Source organism: Nonomuraea sp. NPDC050680 (assembly GCF_040654555.1).
GTDB lineage: Bacteria > Actinomycetota > Actinomycetes > Streptosporangiales > Streptosporangiaceae > Nonomuraea.
This window is the reverse complement of the sequence record NZ_JBFAIF010000022.1, coordinates 70274-84053: the sequence shown is the minus strand read 5'-3', so window position 1 is coordinate 84053 and position 13780 is coordinate 70274. Positions and strand designations below refer to the sequence as shown.

Below are 13780 nucleotides of genomic sequence, written 5' to 3'. Positions count from 1 at the left end.
AAACCGGCGGCCTGTCGTCTTCCGTGCTGAAGGAGGCTACCGTGACGAATGGGCAGGTCAGGTACGGGTCAAGGTAGCTCCAAGAGGTCATGCGACCCTAAACCGCAGGTCAAAAGCTTGCCAGAAATGTCCCAAAGAAGACTGGTTGATAGTAAAAGATCTACCTTTGGGTGTCTAGAACGTGTTTTGGTAGAACCTGTTCTAAGATGCGGCCATGACGATCGACGTCGCCGCCGGTGAGCCCCGCACCGCCGCGCTGTGTGCCCTGGCACAGCAGACCAGAGAACTGATGGACGCGGTGATAGGCACTGGCGTTGAGGAAGACGAGCTGGTGGCCGTGGCCGCCGAGCTCACCGCCCTTACCGAACGGCTCGAAGCGACCGTCCGCGTGTCACCGCGGTCCTACGACATCGCGCCGGACGGCACCGTACGCCACCTGGGCAACGCCGCCATCGGCGCCGCGAACCCGTTCGCCGTGCCGCTGGTCGTGGAGCGGCTCGCGAGTGGCGGGGTGCGGGCGGAGGTGTCGTTCCGGCCGCTGCACGAGGGGCCGCCCGGCGCCGTGCACGGCGGGATCATCGCGATGGCCCTCGACCACCTGCTGGGGCAGGCGGTGGCCGTCGCCGGGCTGGCGGGCATGACGGGCACGCTGACCATCCGCTACCGGGCGCCCGTACCGTACGACCGGCCGGTGGTCGTGACGGCTGAGCACACGCGTACGGAGGGGCGCAAGGCGTGGGCGGACGGCCGCGTGGCGCTTCCGGACGGCACGCTGCTGGCCGAGGCGACGGCCATCTTCATCACTCCGACCGCCTGGCTGAACGGTGGCCCCCCGATACCCTCGGCCCCCACGGGTCAGTAGCCGGCGCCGGTCAGTAGGCCGCCGTCCACCGTGAACTCGCTGCCCGTGCAGTAACTGGACCGGTCCGAGGCCAGGAACGCCACCACGTGCGACACCTCCACCGGCTTGGCGAAGCGCTTGATGACCATGCTGCGCAGGAACGCGTCCGCGTCCACCTCGCTCATGATCTCCGGATCCATGGCCATCGAGGTGTTGATCGCCCCGGGATGTACCGAGTTGACGCGGATCTTGTAGCGGGCCAGCTCCCGAGCGGCTGACTTGGTGACACCCCGAATGGCGAACTTCGAGGCCGCGTACGCCGACAGTCCCTCGGCGCCGACGAAGCCCTCGATCGAGGAGATGTTCACGATCGAGCCGCGCCCGGCGGCCCGCATCGGCGCGATCGCGGACTTGACGCCAAGCCAGGTGCCCCGGAGGTTCACGTCGATCACACGGTCGAACTCGTCGATCGTCATATCGCTGATTCGCCGAAATTTCAGGATCCCGGCGTTGTTGACCAGGATGTCTAACCTGTCGTGCAGGTCGACGACGGTCGCGATCGCCCGGTCCCAGTCCTCTGGAGCGGTGACGTCGTGATGGACGAAGGTCGCGCCCGTCTCCTCGGCCAGCGCCTTGCCCTCTTCATCCAGTACGTCACCGAACACCACGCGCGCGCCCTCCGCCAGGAACAGCCGCACGTGCGCCTCGCCCATACCGCGCGCCCCGCCGGTGATCAGTGCCACCTTGCCGTCAAGCATTCCCATTGCGACCTCCCGCCGCGACGGCCACCGCGGCCGCCTCCATAGTTCGGTAGACGGGGATCCCGGCCGCCGCCACGATCGCCCTGACCTCGTCCTCGACACCGGGGGGCGCGCACTCGCCGTTCCTGGTGACCAGGGTGAGCCTGGTCCCCGGGAGAGCGTCCTGTGCGGCCGCCAGCGCCCGCGCGTACTCGAACAGCGGCTCGGCCCGCGTCCCGTAGGTGAAGAAACTCTGTACGTTCACATGCGCCACCACATCCGGGTACGGCCGGTGCCGCACGATCACCTCGACGGTCCGCCGGACCAGGTCCGGCGCGCCGCGGGGACCGACGGGCACCTCCAGCGGGTTGGCCAGCGAGGAGCCGGTCCCCAGCCCGAGCCCGCGCAACTCCCCGAGCACCGAGTCCGGCAGCGGTCCGAGCGGCACCCCGGCCCGGTCGAAGGCGTCGGCGGCCAGCACACTCGCCCCACCACTCGGCCCGATCACCAGCGCTCCGCCACGCGACTCGACGCTCTGGAAGCCCGTCCCGCCGTCCGCCGCGTCTTGGGGGGTCCCCTCGCCCTGCGATGGCGCGCCGCCCAAGGAGCCCGTCTGGCCGCCCGAGACCCCGGTCCCGCCGTCCGGACCTACGATCCGGGCGCCGTGCGCCTGGAAGAAGGCGAGGACGCCGATCAGGTCGTCCTGGGACGTCACCAGCGTCGCCCCGGTCTGGTCGGCGAGCGCCTGCCAGATCCGCCCGTCGCTCACCAGCCCGCCGGTGTGCGAGGCCGCGGCCCGCTGCCCCTGCGCGCTGCGCCCGCCGACCAGCAGCACCACGGGTACGGGAGCGGCCGCCAGCGCCTCGTACAGCGCCCGCCCGTCACGCGGATCCTCCAGGTAGAGCCCGACGGCCTGCGTCTCGGAGTCGGCCGACAGCCAGCGGAGCAGCTCGGCCGGGGTGACGTCGGCCGCGTTCCCCACGGTGACCACCCGGCTGAAGGCCAGCCCACGACGCTCGCCGACCTTGATCACCTCGCCGGCCAGCCCGCCGCTCTGCGAGATCAGCGCGATCGTCCCCGCCGGACCTAGCCCGCCGCCGACGAACGTCTGCCGCCCGCGCGGGCAGTACACGCCCATGCAGTTGGGGCCGAGCAGCCGCGTCCCGGACGCCCGCGCCGCGGCGATGAGCTCCCGTTCCAGTTCCGGCCGTCCCGCCTCGCCGAAGCCGCCGCTCATGACCTGCACGTACGGCACGCCGGACGCCTCGCGTACGACCTGGGCACACCGCTCCGCGGGCACCGCCACCAGCGCGTAGTCCACGTCCGCCACGGCCAGGGACGGCACGGCGGGTACGCCGCCCACCTCCCGCGCCTCGGGATGCACCGCGACCAGGGGGATGCCGGCAGCCTTGTAGAACTCGAGGAACATGTTCCCGAAGTTCGGCCTTGTGGTGGAGGCCCCGACCACGGCCACCGCCCTGGGCTCGAAGAGCGGCCCGAAGTCCACGGGTTCGGAGAGCGGCCCGACGACCGGGGGTTCGGAGAGCGGCCCGACGGCCGCGGGTTCGGAGACCGGTCCGATGCTTGCGGGCTCGCCGTCCTGACCGCCGTGCGAGGCGTCGGACGCCGGGAGATACCGTGCGTCCACCGCCATGACGCCCGACTCAGTGGCGATGACGGGATTGATCTCGAACTCGCCCAGTTCCAGCCGCTCCCACAGCCCGCCGGACCCGCCGACCGTCATGAGCAGCTTCACCACCGCGTCCACGTCCACCCCTGGACGCCCGCGCAGCCCGTACAGCACCGGAGACCCGCGCAGCGAGCCCAGCATCCGCCGCGCGTCCCCCTCCGAGATCGGGCAGAGGCCCAGCGCCGTGTCCCGCAGCGTCTCGGTCCACACCCCGCCCAGCCCGGCGAGCAGCACCGGCCCGAAACCCGGATCGCGGACCAGCCCGACGATCAGCTCCACCCCGTCGGCAGCCTGCTCTTCGACCAGAAACCCCTCGGCCGCCACGCCCGAGGCCAGCATCCTGGCGGCCTCGATCGGGACGTCGACCCGGCTCAGCCCGAGCACCACGGCCCCGGCCTCGGACTTGTGCACGATTTCAGGTCCGTACGCCTTCAGCACCAGCGGCTCGCGCAACTCCACGACCGGGGCGAAGTCCATGTCGCGCACCACCACGCCCCGCGGCACCGGCACCCCGGCCTCGCGCAGCAGCTCCTTGGCCTCGTGCTCGGCGACCACCGCTCAGCTCTCCAGCAGGTGGCCGTGCCGTTCTCTGATCTCCCTGCGTAAGAGCTTGCCGGGCCCGCCGGAGGCGTCCTCGAAGTGCGGCAGCTCGTCGGCCACCAGGATGTGGTCGGGCCGCTGGTGCGGCGCCAGGATGTCGTCCAGGGCCCGCGCGAGCTTGGCCGCGTCGAGCGAGTGCCCGGAACGCGCCACCACGGCCAGCAGGATCCGCTGTTCGGCCGCGTCCTGCCCTTCCACGTGCGCGGGCACCCCGACCGCCCCGGCCTCCGCCACGCCGTCGAGCGCGGCCGCGGCCTCCTCGACCGCGACCGGCTGGGTCCAGACGCCGCCCTTGAGTATCGCGTCCTCGCGCCGCCCGAGCACGCGCAGTACGCCGTCGGAGGAGACGGAGCCGAGGTCGCCGCCGACGTACCACTCGCCGCGCAGCACCTCCGCCGTCTTGTCCGGCAGGCCGTCGTAGCCGGACATCCGGTGCGGCCCGGCCAGGTTGATCTCGCCGACCTCATCCACCACGCGGCGGCCCGACGGGTCGGTCACCCGGAGGGCGTTGCCGGTGCGCGCCCGGCCGGAGGAGCCGAGCGGCGTGGAGCCGTCGTCCACCCGGCCCATGCAGGTGTAGGGGGCCTCGGTCTGGCCGTAGTAGGAGTAGACGCCCGCCTCGGGCAGCCGGTCCTTGATCCGGCCGAGCATGGTGGCCGTCAGCGGCTCGCCGCCCAGCATGATCACCCGGATGGAGGACAGGTCCACCGCCTCGTGCTCCGAGGAGCCCAGCAGCGCCGCGTAGAACGACGGGATCTGCGACACGTGGGTGACCCGCTCGCGTGGCACGACGCGCAGGAAGTTCGCCGGGCCCCAGTCCTGCTCCAGCACCAGCCGCATCCCGGCGTACAGGGCGGGCCCGACGATGGCCGGGAAGCCGATGCCCCAGATGATCGCGCCCGTGCCGAACACCGCGTCGGGCCCGCGCGGCACGTCGAGCCAGATCTGCGCGGTCGCCAGCGACGAGGCGTGCGTGTGGACGACGGGCTTGGGCAGCCCGGTCGTCCCCGAGGTGTAGTAGAGCGCGAGCGGATCGTCGTGGAAGCCCCCGAGCGGCGGCTCCTCCTCCGAACCGTCCGACAGGTCGGAGGCGTTGATCCAGGTGGTGATGGCGGGCAGCGACGGCCTGATCTGCGCGACCACCCCCTCCACGGTCGAGTCGTATATGAACGCCGTGCACCCCGACTGCTCCACCACCGCGCGCAGCGTCTCAACCGGCCAGTACGGGTTCAGCGCCGCCGTCACCGCGCCGATCTTGGCCTGCGCCAGGTACACCTCCGCCACGTGCAGCGTCTCGTTCAGCAGCGCGGCCACCCGCCGCCCCGGGGTGACCCCCGCCGCGAGCAGCGCGTGCGCGCGCCGGTTGACGGTCCTGTTCAGCTCGTCAAAGGTGAAGCTCCGCTCGCCGCAGTAGGTGAGTGCCACCCGGTCGGGGGTGCTCATCGCCGCGGCGGTCAGGATCGCGTGGCCATAGTTGCCGAACGGTGATTGCGCCATCGGGGGTGCCTCCGTCGTCAGAGAGGTGAATGCGTCAGAGGGGTGAGTAGAGGACGAAGACGTTTCCTGAGGGATCGCGCAGCACGGCCCGCGTCTCGTGCGGCCCGTCCTCGGGCTCACGCACCACTTCGGCGCCGCGCGCCACCAGATCGGGTACGGCCTGCCGTACGCTGTCCACCTTGAACGACGGCGCGGCCGAGGCGGTGACATGCTCGGCGGGCCCGGCCAGCGCCACGGTGACGCCACCGCCGTTCAGCGCGGCGAACCTGTCGCCGTCACGGAACTTCACCGGCAGCCCGTAGAAGGCGATCGCCTCGTCCAGATCGGCCACGGGTATGAGCACGTTGCCAACGATCACGCGGGCCTCCAATGCGGTAGGTCGTCCACGAACGTCACCCGCACCGGCATCCCGATGCGGACCTCCTCCGGTGCGCACTCCACGACCTGACCGAACACGCGCGCGCCTTCGGGCAGGTCGACCCAGGCCAGCACGTACGGCTCGCGGCCCCGGTAGCCGGGCGCGAACGAGCGGTGCACCACGGTGTACGTGTGCACCACGCCCGCGCCGGAGACCGGCTCGAAGACGAGGTCGCCACCGCACCGGGGACAGTCGGCCTCGGGGAGGTGGACCCGCCGATCGCAGGCCGTACAGCGCTGGACGACCAGCTCGCCGCGCCTGCAGGCGGCCCAGTAGGCGGAGGTGTCACAGGTCATCGCTAGCCAAGCTAGCGCACGCTTGGTTGCTCGACAACCCTAGTTGGTGGGTTCCTCGGCGAGCGAGGCCACAGGCTCCTCCGAGGTCGGCGAATCGGCCGGCGAAGCCGATCCGGGAGCCACCGAATCAGCGCTCGGCCCGGCGAAGGCCGGTGCGTCGGAGGGGCGAGGTGAGGCGAAGGCCGGTGCGTCGGCGGTGCGCGGCGAGTCGGAGGGCAGTGCGAAGGGTGGCTGGGACGGCGTCGGGGTGGCGGGCTCCTGGGTGGGAGTGGCGGACGGCGAGGGCGAGGGGCAGGGCGGCCCGTCCACGGTCACCTCGCTGACCTGCGGGCCGTTGGCCGCCGCCGGCTCGGTCGACAGCAGGAGGCCGAAGTGCGCCTGCTTGCCGCAACCGACGGCGCCCAGGTCGCGGCCCACGGCGCCGGTGTAGGCGGTCCGGCCGGTGAGCGTGCGGGTCTCCTGGTGCACCGTGCGGGCCTGGCCGTCGCCGTCACGCCGCGTGTACGTGATGCGCAGCCGCACCGGCCCCCGCCCGTCGGCGGCCACGCGCACCGCGCCCGCCGAGCCGGTCCACTGGACGATGTCCGCCGACCGCACGGCCGGACTGGGCAGCGCCCGGGAAGGCTGCCGGGAGATGGTGAGAGAGGGCGCGGGGGAAGGGGACGGAGTTGGGGCGACGGAGGCGGTCGCCGACGGTACGGGAACGGCCGTCGACGTCCTGGCCGTGGGGCGGCTGGTCTCCGAGGTCCGGCGGACCGGGGTCTTGTCGTCGACCGGGGTGGGATCCAGCTGCTCGGACGTCTTCGGCGGCGGCATGAGCACGGTGCCCGCCGGGCCGGGGGCCAGCCGCCCGTCCGCGAGCACCACCGCGATCAGCACGGCGACGGCCGTCGCGCCCGCGATCCACAGGTGCGGCGGCAGCTTGGGCACGGTGATCCGCCGGTCGCGGACCGCCCCCAGGGTGGCGGTCGGCGTGTCGGTCTTGGCCAGGGGGAAGCGGAGCGCGAGCAGCGTGGCCAGCTCGCCCAGATGGCGGCGCCCGCGCTTCTCCCAGTCGGGGCCGTAGCCGGCGAGCGCGTCCTCCTCCAGCTCCGCCGCGAACTGCCGGGCCGTGGCGTACCTGACCACCGGATCCTTGGCCAGCCCGCGCCGGAGCAGGTCGCGCAGCGCGTCGGGGGCGACCTCCAGTGGTACCGGCTCGACCAGGTGCTTGTCCCGCAGCGACGGAACATCCTCCGCCTTGTACGGCGGGCGCCCCTTGACGGTCTCGAACAGCAGGCACGCCGCCGCGTAGAGGTCCGCGGGCGGCCCCGCGTCCCCCTGCGTCCACAGTTCGGGCGACATGTACGGCGGGCTGCCCGCCGGCACCCCAGGCTCCTCGGCGTGCACCACCACCCCGAAGTCGGTCAGTTTGCCCGTGCCGTCCGCCTGGATCAGCACGTTCTCCGGTTTGACGTCCCGATGGGGCACACCTTTGTCGTGGGCCGCGGCCAGGGCCAGGAGCGTGCTCTTCAGCACCGCCAGCGCCGCCTCCGGGCTGGTCCTGCCGTGCTCGGCCAGGATAGTCCGCAGCGACACCCCGTCGACCAGCTCCATCACCACCGCGGCCCTGGTCGGGGTCTCCACGTACTCATAGAGCTGGACCACGTTCGGGTCGTCGAGCTCGACGAGTGAGGGGGCGTCCACCCGGAAGCGATCCACGAACTCGGTGTCCCGGCGCAGGGTCGCGTTCAGGTATTTGATCGCGACGTAGGCTCCGGTGGCCTGGTAGGTGGCGAGGAACACGCGGCCCGTGTGCCCCGCGCCGAGCTGGCGTACTTCTCGGTAACCAGGGACCAAGGCGAACCCCCATAACGCAGCCGTCTCTCGGTTCGACGGTCTCATCTGGGGTTCCGGTTGTCACGACTCCAGATATTTCGCCGGATGTCAGGGGATTATGGCCCCGAGGCCCGGGTGATATGTTCGGAGCCAAGCAAGCGCTCGGCTAAGTGGAGGCTTCGCATGGATCGTACGGCCGTGCTGGTCATGGAGATGCAGCGGGGCGTCGTCGGCGATCTAACGAAATTTCCGGACCTGGTGGTCGCGTGCCAGCAGCGTGGCGTCGTCCGCAACACCGTCGCCGTACTCCAGGCGGCCAGGGCGGCCGGGCTCCCGGTGATCCACTGCACCGCCGCCTTCCGCGCCGACCGGGCCGGCTCCCACACCCGCAACAGCCCGTTCATCACCGCCCTGCTCAAGGACCCCGGCCACATGCTGGAGGGCACTCCCGCCGTGGAGGTGCTGCCCGAGCTGCTGGCCGAGGCGGATCTGGAGAGCCGGCGCCACCACGGGTTCTCCCCGTTCACCGGGACCTCGCTCGACATGACACTGCGTTCACTGGACGTCACGCACGTGGTGGCCGTCGGGCTCTCGCTCAACCTGGGCATCCCCGGGCTGGCCTTGGAGGCGGTGAACCTCGGCTACCGGGTCACCGTGGTGACCGACGCCGTCGCGGGCGTACCGGACGGCTACGCGCTGGCCGTACTCAAGCACACGATCCCCCTCCTGGCCGCGCGCACCACCGCGGCCGAGCTGGTCGAAGAGTGGAAGGCGGGCGGCGAGCGGTGATGGAGGGGATGCGGCTCGACGGGCGCGCGGCCGTCGTGACCGGGGGAGCGGGCGCGATCGGCGCGGCGATCGCCACGGACCTCGCCGCGCTGGGCGCCCGGGTGGTGGTCGCCGACGTGGACCTGCCGGGCGCCGAGAAGGTGGCCGCTGGGCTGTCCGGAGCGGAGAAGGTGAGGGCTGGGCTGTCCGGAGCGGAGAAGGTGAGGGCTGGACTGCCCGGAGCCGAGAAGGTGGCCGCGAGGCTGCCGGGGGCCGCCGCCTTGGCGGTTGACCTCGCCTCGCCCTCCTCCATCGAGCGGTTCTGTGACGCGGCCGGGCCGGTCGACATCCTCGTGCACAACGCCGGGGTGTCGATCGTCGAGCCGTTCGTCGCCAGTGACCCGGCGAACTGGGATCTCATGTGGCAGGTCAACCTGCGCGGCCCGATGCTGCTGACCAAGCTGATGCTGCCGGGGATGATCGAGCGGGGGTGGGGGCGGCTGGTGTTCATCTCGTCGGACGGCGCCAGGGCGGGCTCCGGAGGCGAGGGCGCCTACGCGGCCACCAAGGCGGGGCTGTTCGGCCTGGCCAAGACGCTCGCCCGCGAGGCGGCCAGGGCGCACGTCACCGCCAACGTGGTCTGCCCGGGGCCCACCGACACGCCGATGCTCCGGCGCGTCTCGGCGGCCGAGCCCGGGCTGGTCGACAAGATCGTCAGGACCGTCCCGCTCCGCCGCCTCGGCACGCCCGCCGACGTGGCGGGCCTGGTCGCTTACCTGTGTACGGAACGCGCCGCCTACATCACCGGCCAGACGCTGTCGGTCAGCGGCGGCGTGACGATGCAGTGACGACGCGACGCACGACGCGACGCACGACGCGACGCACGACGCGACGCACGACGCGACGCACGACGCGACGCACGACCCCGGTGCGGCCGACGCGATCACAGGGATCGGTAGACGGCCTCCATGAGGCGGATCGCCCGCTGGTTGCCGGCGAAGACGTCGGCCATCTTGTTCATGACATATCCGGCGGCCACGCCGTACTTGGGGTCGGCCAGGCCGATGGACCCGCCCACGCCGGTGTGCCCGAACGCGGTCACGGACGGCACGAAGAACGACATGGCGGGCCGCATGAAGCCCAGCCCGAACGCGCTCTCCAGCAGCAGGACCTGGTCGGGCCCCGATGCCCGGGGGCGGATGGCGTCCGCCAGCGTCTCCGGACGCAGCAGGTCGCCGCCGAGCAGCGAGCGATAGAACGCCGCCAGGGACCTGGCCGTCGTGACGAGGCCCACGGCGGGCCACCCGGCCCGCAGCATCACGGGGTTGTTGGCCCCGCCCTGAAGGTCCTGGATGCGGGGGTTGCCCATGGTGCGGTTCATCAGGCTGTCCGGGTCCGCGGCGGCCAGGGCGATCGCGGCGATCGGATCCTTCGGCGGTCCGATGGGCGCGCGGGGCAGGGCACCGGGGGTGCGGCGAGCCTGGCCGCTGCCGCTGCCGGGCCCGCTCCCGGCCGCGGGCACGCCCCGGCCGCTCTCGCTACCTGGCGGGAGCACGCCTCGGCCGCTCTCGCTGCCGGGCGGGGGCTCCGCCGTCAGCCGGGCGGCCCTGGCGATCACCTCGTCGGGCGCCCCGACCCACAGATCGAGACCGAGCGGTCCGGAGATCTCCGCCGCCACCAGCTCACCCACCGACTTGCCCGTCACCCGGCGCACGACCTCGCCCACGAGGAACCCGTAGGTCAGGGCGTGATACCCGTGCGCCGAGCCGGGCCGCCAGATCGGCCGCTGCCCGGCCAGGCGCGCCGCGATCGCGGGCTGGTCCTCGAACTCCGCCACCGGCACCCGCTCGTCCAGCGCGGGCAGCCCCGCCTGATGACTGAGCAGGTGCTCGACGGTGACGCGCTGCTTGGCCCGCACCCCGAACTCCGGCCAGACCTCCGCCACCGGCGCGGTCACGTCGATCTGTCGCCGCTCGGCCAGCTGGAGCAGCACGGTCGCGGTGATCGCCTTGGTGCAGGAGTAGGCGAAGGCGGGGGTGTCCTCCTCCCACGGCCGTCCCGTGCGGTGCTCGGCCACGCCGTCCCACAGGTCCACGACCAGCTCGCCGTCGAGGTAGACGGCGAACGCGGCCCCCAGCTCGAGGCCATCGGCGAAATGGCGTTCGAACGCCTCGCGCACGCGGGAGAACCGGGGATCGCAGTGCATCAAGACCTCCGACAGGAAGGGAGCACGTACTTGGCAGCCGAGCCTAACAATTGGGGACGTTTCGGCCCAGAGGATCAACGGGGCACGCTCAACCTGCTCACTGGCAACTTGGTACTGGCCGGATTGGCCACTGCGCGGACCGGCCAAGTTCTCAGCCTGTCCATGCCGATCAGGGGCGCCACCTCCTCGCCCGCGCCCGGCACCGTGCCCCATCTGAAGGGCCGCCCGCTGCCGCAGCACTTCATGTCGGTCGACGGCGGTGACTACGCGGCCGGCGCCCGGCCGGTGGGCGCGGGGCTGCGGATGGCCGACGACGCGCTGATCGTCACCCACCACGGCACGACCACGCACATGGACGCGCTCTGCCACATGTGGTCGGGCGACGAGCTCTACAACGGCCACCCCGCCGCGCGCGTACGCTCCTACGGCGCCACCCGGTGCGGCATCGAGCAGGTGGGCGGGGTCGTCGCCAGGGGCGTCCTGTTCGACGTGCCCCGCCACCTCGGGCTCGACCACCTGCCCGCCGACTTCCGTATCCCGGCGGAACTGCTGGCGGAGATCGCCGTGCCGCGCGCGGGTGACGTCGCGGTGATCCGTACCGGCTGGCCCGCCGTGTGGGAGCGCTCGCGCGAGGAGTACTGGTCGGGACAGCCGGGACTGTCGGCCGAGGCGGGGCGCTGGCTGGCCGAGCGGGACGTCTCGGTGGTGGCCGCCGACAACGCCGCGATCGGCGGGCTGAACGCCCACCAGCTATCCGACGAGCCGCTCGACGACGATCTCCACCTCATCCTGCTCCACCGCCACGGCATCCACCTGATCGAGCTGCTCTGGCTGGAGGAGCTGAGCGCGGCGGGCCGTACGGAGTTCGTGTTCGTCGCGGCCCCGCTCAGGATCGAGGGCGGGACCGGGAGCCCGCTCAACCCACTGGCCATCCTCTGAGCCCGGTCAACCCCATCCTCCGGGCCCGATCATCACCACGTGACAGGCAGGGACTCGACGCCATAGACCCCCGAGCGCTCCTTCAGCGGCACATCGGAGGCGGGCACGGCCAGCCGCAGGCCGGGGAAGCGTTCGAAGAGCCTGCGGTAGCCGATCCGCATCTCGATCCTGGCCAGCTGCTGCCCCAGGCACTGGTGCACGCCGTGCCCGAAGCCCAGGTGCCGCCGCGCCTCGGCCCGGTCGAGCCGCAGCTCGTCCGGGTCGGTGAACAGGCTTGGGTCCCGGTTGATCGCCGGCAGTGACAGCGCGACCGTCTCGCCCTTCCTGACCAGCTCGCCCGCCACCTCCACGTCCTCCAGAGCGACCCGGGTCGGCGCGCCCGCATGCAGGATCGACAGCCAGCGCATCAGCTCCTCGACCGCACCCTCGACCGCGCTCGCGCCTGCGCCCGTGCCCTCGCCTCCGCCTCCGCCTGCGGCTGAGCCTGTGCCCCCGCCCGTGCTCTCGCCGCTGAACAGGGCCCGCTGCTCCGGGTGCTCCAGCAGTGCGAAGACGCCCAGGCCCAGCATGTTCGCGGTGGTCTCGTGGCCGGCGACGAGCAGGATGAGCGCGACGTTCGTCAGTTCCTCGTCGTCGAGGTCGTCGGTCAGGCCGCTGATCAGGTCGTCGCCCGGCTCGGTTCGCTTGCGTCGTACCAGTTCGCCCAAGTAACTGACGAGTGCCGCCAGCTCCGGCACGCCCTCCTCGTCGATCGCGACCAGCCGCGCGGTCTGCTCCTGGAAGAAGTGGTGGTCCTCGTACGGCACGCCGAGCAGTTCGCAGATGACCAGGGACGGGATCGGCAGCGCGTACGCCCGCACCAGGTCCACGGGCGGCCCCGCCGCGGCCATGGCGTCGAGGTGGTCGGCGGTGATCTGCTCGATCCGCGGTTCGAGCAGCCGCATCCTCCGGACCGTGAACTGGCCGGTGAGTAGGCGGCGGTAACGGGTGTGCTCGGGCGGGTCGGTCGTCGCGAACATGCCGGGCGGCGCGGGCCGGTCCTGGCCGAACTGCGAGGTCATGCGTACGGCGCTGTGCTTGAGCTCCTGGCGGGAGCTGAATCGAGGGTCGCTCAGCACGGCCCGCGCGGCCTCGTAGCCCGTCGCGAGCCAGCCCACGTGCCCGTCCGGGTAGTCCAGACGCGCCATCGGCGCCAGCTTCGCCAGCGCGGGAGGCGGGTCGAAGGGGCAGCCCGGTGTTCTCTCCATGGGAAGTCGCATATTTCGAGAGTAGACTCCTATTTGAGAGTTGTATAGCGAAATTTGGGATCTTGTGAGTGGACGGCTCTATGCCGCAACCCCGACAATCGACGACATGAGCGATCGACCGGCCCAGGGACTGCGCGAGCGGAAGAAGGCCAAGACGCGGGCGCTGATCCAGAAGGAGGCGCTGCGGCTGTTCCGCGAGCAGGGCTACTCCGCGACCACGGTCGAGCAGATCGCCGAGGCGGCGGAGGTCGCGCCCAGCACGGTGTTCCGCTATTTCGCCTCGAAGGAGGATCTGGTGTTCAACGACCAGCTCCCGCCCTTCGCCGAGGCCCTGAGCGCCGCTCCGGCCGATCTGAGCCCGATAAGCGCGGTCCGCGTCGCCCTGCGGGAGGTGACGGCGGCCCGGACGGACGAGGAGATCGCCGAAGGGGTGGAGCGGGAAAAGCTCATGTTCTCGGTGCCCGAGCTGTGGGCGGCGAGCCTGACGAACGTCTCTGGAGCGCTCAGGTCCATGCAGGAGATCCTGGCCAGGCGGGCGGGGCGGGACGCGTCCGATCCGGAGATCCGCAACATCACGGGGGCGATCGCCGGCGTGATCTTCGCGGTCTGGTTCGACTGGGTGAAGGAGGACTCCAAGGTGGACGGGCCCGCCGAGATCGACAAGGCCCTCGCCCATCTGGAGGAGGGCCTGCGCCTGTGAACCGTCCGGCGCGAGCCCAC

General features: G+C 71.8%; 13 protein-coding genes. 5 read left to right on the top strand and 8 right to left on the bottom strand.

The genetic code is table 11. The features are described 5' to 3' along the window. Positions 1 to 214: 214 nt before the first annotated feature. On the top strand, positions 215 to 862 hold the full coding sequence (locus AB0H88_RS43145) for a PaaI family thioesterase (protein ID WP_357654534.1): 648 nt from the start codon (positions 215 to 217) through the stop codon (positions 860 to 862). Here AB0H88_RS43145 and AB0H88_RS43140 read toward each other — a convergent pair. Genes AB0H88_RS43140 through AB0H88_RS43115 form a run of 6 tightly spaced genes read right to left on the bottom strand, consistent with a single transcriptional unit; the run spans position 856 to position 7921 of the window. Further along, entirely contained in the window at positions 856 to 1605 is a 750-nt protein-coding gene (locus AB0H88_RS43140; RefSeq protein WP_357654532.1) for a glucose 1-dehydrogenase, read from the bottom strand. The two genes, AB0H88_RS43145 and AB0H88_RS43140, sit on opposite strands and share 7 nt — an antisense overlap. Further along, positions 1592 to 3826: an acetate--CoA ligase family protein gene (locus AB0H88_RS43135; RefSeq protein ID WP_357654531.1), complete on the bottom strand. Its 2235-nt coding sequence runs from the start codon at positions 3824 to 3826 to the stop codon at positions 1592 to 1594. The genes AB0H88_RS43140 and AB0H88_RS43135 overlap by 14 nt, the downstream gene beginning before the upstream one ends. A gap of 3 nt (positions 3827 to 3829) precedes the next feature. Beyond that, on the bottom strand, positions 3830 to 5368 hold the full coding sequence (locus AB0H88_RS43130) for a class I adenylate-forming enzyme family protein (protein WP_357654529.1): 1539 nt from the start codon (positions 5366 to 5368) through the stop codon (positions 3830 to 3832). A 34-nt stretch (positions 5369 to 5402) separates the two neighbouring features. After that, complete coding sequence (locus AB0H88_RS43125; protein WP_225299260.1) at positions 5403 to 5726, bottom strand: VOC family protein; 324 nt, start codon at positions 5724 to 5726, stop codon at positions 5403 to 5405. Then, a complete protein-coding gene (locus AB0H88_RS43120; RefSeq protein WP_225299262.1) occupies positions 5723 to 6082 on the bottom strand; it encodes a Zn-ribbon domain-containing OB-fold protein in 360 nt (119 codons plus the stop codon). The genes AB0H88_RS43125 and AB0H88_RS43120 overlap by 4 nt, the downstream gene beginning before the upstream one ends. Before the next feature lie 39 nt (positions 6083 to 6121). Beyond that, positions 6122 to 7921 (bottom strand): protein kinase, encoded by a 1800-nt coding sequence (locus AB0H88_RS43115; protein ID WP_357654527.1) that lies wholly within the window; start codon positions 7919 to 7921, stop codon positions 6122 to 6124. 162 nt (positions 7922 to 8083) lie between these two features. On the opposite strand from AB0H88_RS43115, the gene AB0H88_RS43110 reads away from it, so the two are divergent. Then, positions 8084 to 8689, top strand: coding sequence for an isochorismatase family cysteine hydrolase (locus AB0H88_RS43110; RefSeq protein WP_357654526.1), 606 nt, complete (start codon positions 8084 to 8086; stop codon positions 8687 to 8689). Next, entirely contained in the window at positions 8689 to 9516 is an 828-nt protein-coding gene (locus tag AB0H88_RS43105) for an SDR family NAD(P)-dependent oxidoreductase (RefSeq protein WP_357654653.1), read from the top strand. Before AB0H88_RS43110 ends, AB0H88_RS43105 begins: the two co-directional genes overlap by 1 nt. Before the next feature lie 95 nt (positions 9517 to 9611). On the opposite strand, the gene AB0H88_RS43100 is transcribed toward AB0H88_RS43105, so the two are convergent. Next, on the bottom strand, positions 9612 to 10874 hold the full coding sequence (locus AB0H88_RS43100) for a serine hydrolase domain-containing protein (protein WP_357654524.1): 1263 nt from the start codon (positions 10872 to 10874) through the stop codon (positions 9612 to 9614). Between the two features lie 30 nt (positions 10875 to 10904). On the opposite strand from AB0H88_RS43100, the gene AB0H88_RS43095 reads away from it, so the two are divergent. Beyond that, a complete protein-coding gene (locus AB0H88_RS43095) occupies positions 10905 to 11813 on the top strand; it encodes a cyclase family protein (protein WP_357654523.1) in 909 nt (302 codons plus the stop codon). A gap of 32 nt (positions 11814 to 11845) precedes the next feature. Here AB0H88_RS43095 and AB0H88_RS43090 read toward each other — a convergent pair whose 3' ends face one another. Further along, complete coding sequence (locus AB0H88_RS43090) at positions 11846 to 13060, bottom strand: cytochrome P450 (protein ID WP_357654521.1); 1215 nt, start codon at positions 13058 to 13060, stop codon at positions 11846 to 11848. A 106-nt stretch (positions 13061 to 13166) separates the two neighbouring features. Here AB0H88_RS43090 and AB0H88_RS43085 point away from each other — a divergent pair, with 106 nt between their 5' ends. Continuing rightward, positions 13167 to 13760: a TetR family transcriptional regulator gene (locus tag AB0H88_RS43085; protein ID WP_357654520.1), complete on the top strand. Its 594-nt coding sequence runs from the start codon at positions 13167 to 13169 to the stop codon at positions 13758 to 13760. The last annotated feature ends 20 nt before the right edge of the window (positions 13761 to 13780 follow it).

Coding starts and splice junctions, on each gene's coding strand:
- AB0H88_RS43120 (WP_225299262.1), bottom strand. CDS start 6,082: ATGACCTGTGACACCTCCGCCTACTGGGCCGCCTGCAGGCGCGGCGAG.
- AB0H88_RS43090 (WP_357654521.1), bottom strand. CDS start 13,060: ATGGAGAGAACACCGGGCTGCCCCTTCGACCCGCCTCCCGCGCTGGCG.
- AB0H88_RS43130 (WP_357654529.1), bottom strand. CDS start 5,368: ATGGCGCAATCACCGTTCGGCAACTATGGCCACGCGATCCTGACCGCC.
- AB0H88_RS43085 (WP_357654520.1), top strand. CDS start 13,167: ATGAGCGATCGACCGGCCCAGGGACTGCGCGAGCGGAAGAAGGCCAAG.
- AB0H88_RS43105 (WP_357654653.1), top strand. CDS start 8,689: ATGGAGGGGATGCGGCTCGACGGGCGCGCGGCCGTCGTGACCGGGGGA.
- AB0H88_RS43140 (WP_357654532.1), bottom strand. CDS start 1,605: ATGGGAATGCTTGACGGCAAGGTGGCACTGATCACCGGCGGGGCGCGC.
- AB0H88_RS43145 (WP_357654534.1), top strand. CDS start 215: ATGACGATCGACGTCGCCGCCGGTGAGCCCCGCACCGCCGCGCTGTGT.
- AB0H88_RS43110 (WP_357654526.1), top strand. CDS start 8,084: ATGGATCGTACGGCCGTGCTGGTCATGGAGATGCAGCGGGGCGTCGTC.
- AB0H88_RS43100 (WP_357654524.1), bottom strand. CDS start 10,874: ATGCACTGCGATCCCCGGTTCTCCCGCGTGCGCGAGGCGTTCGAACGC.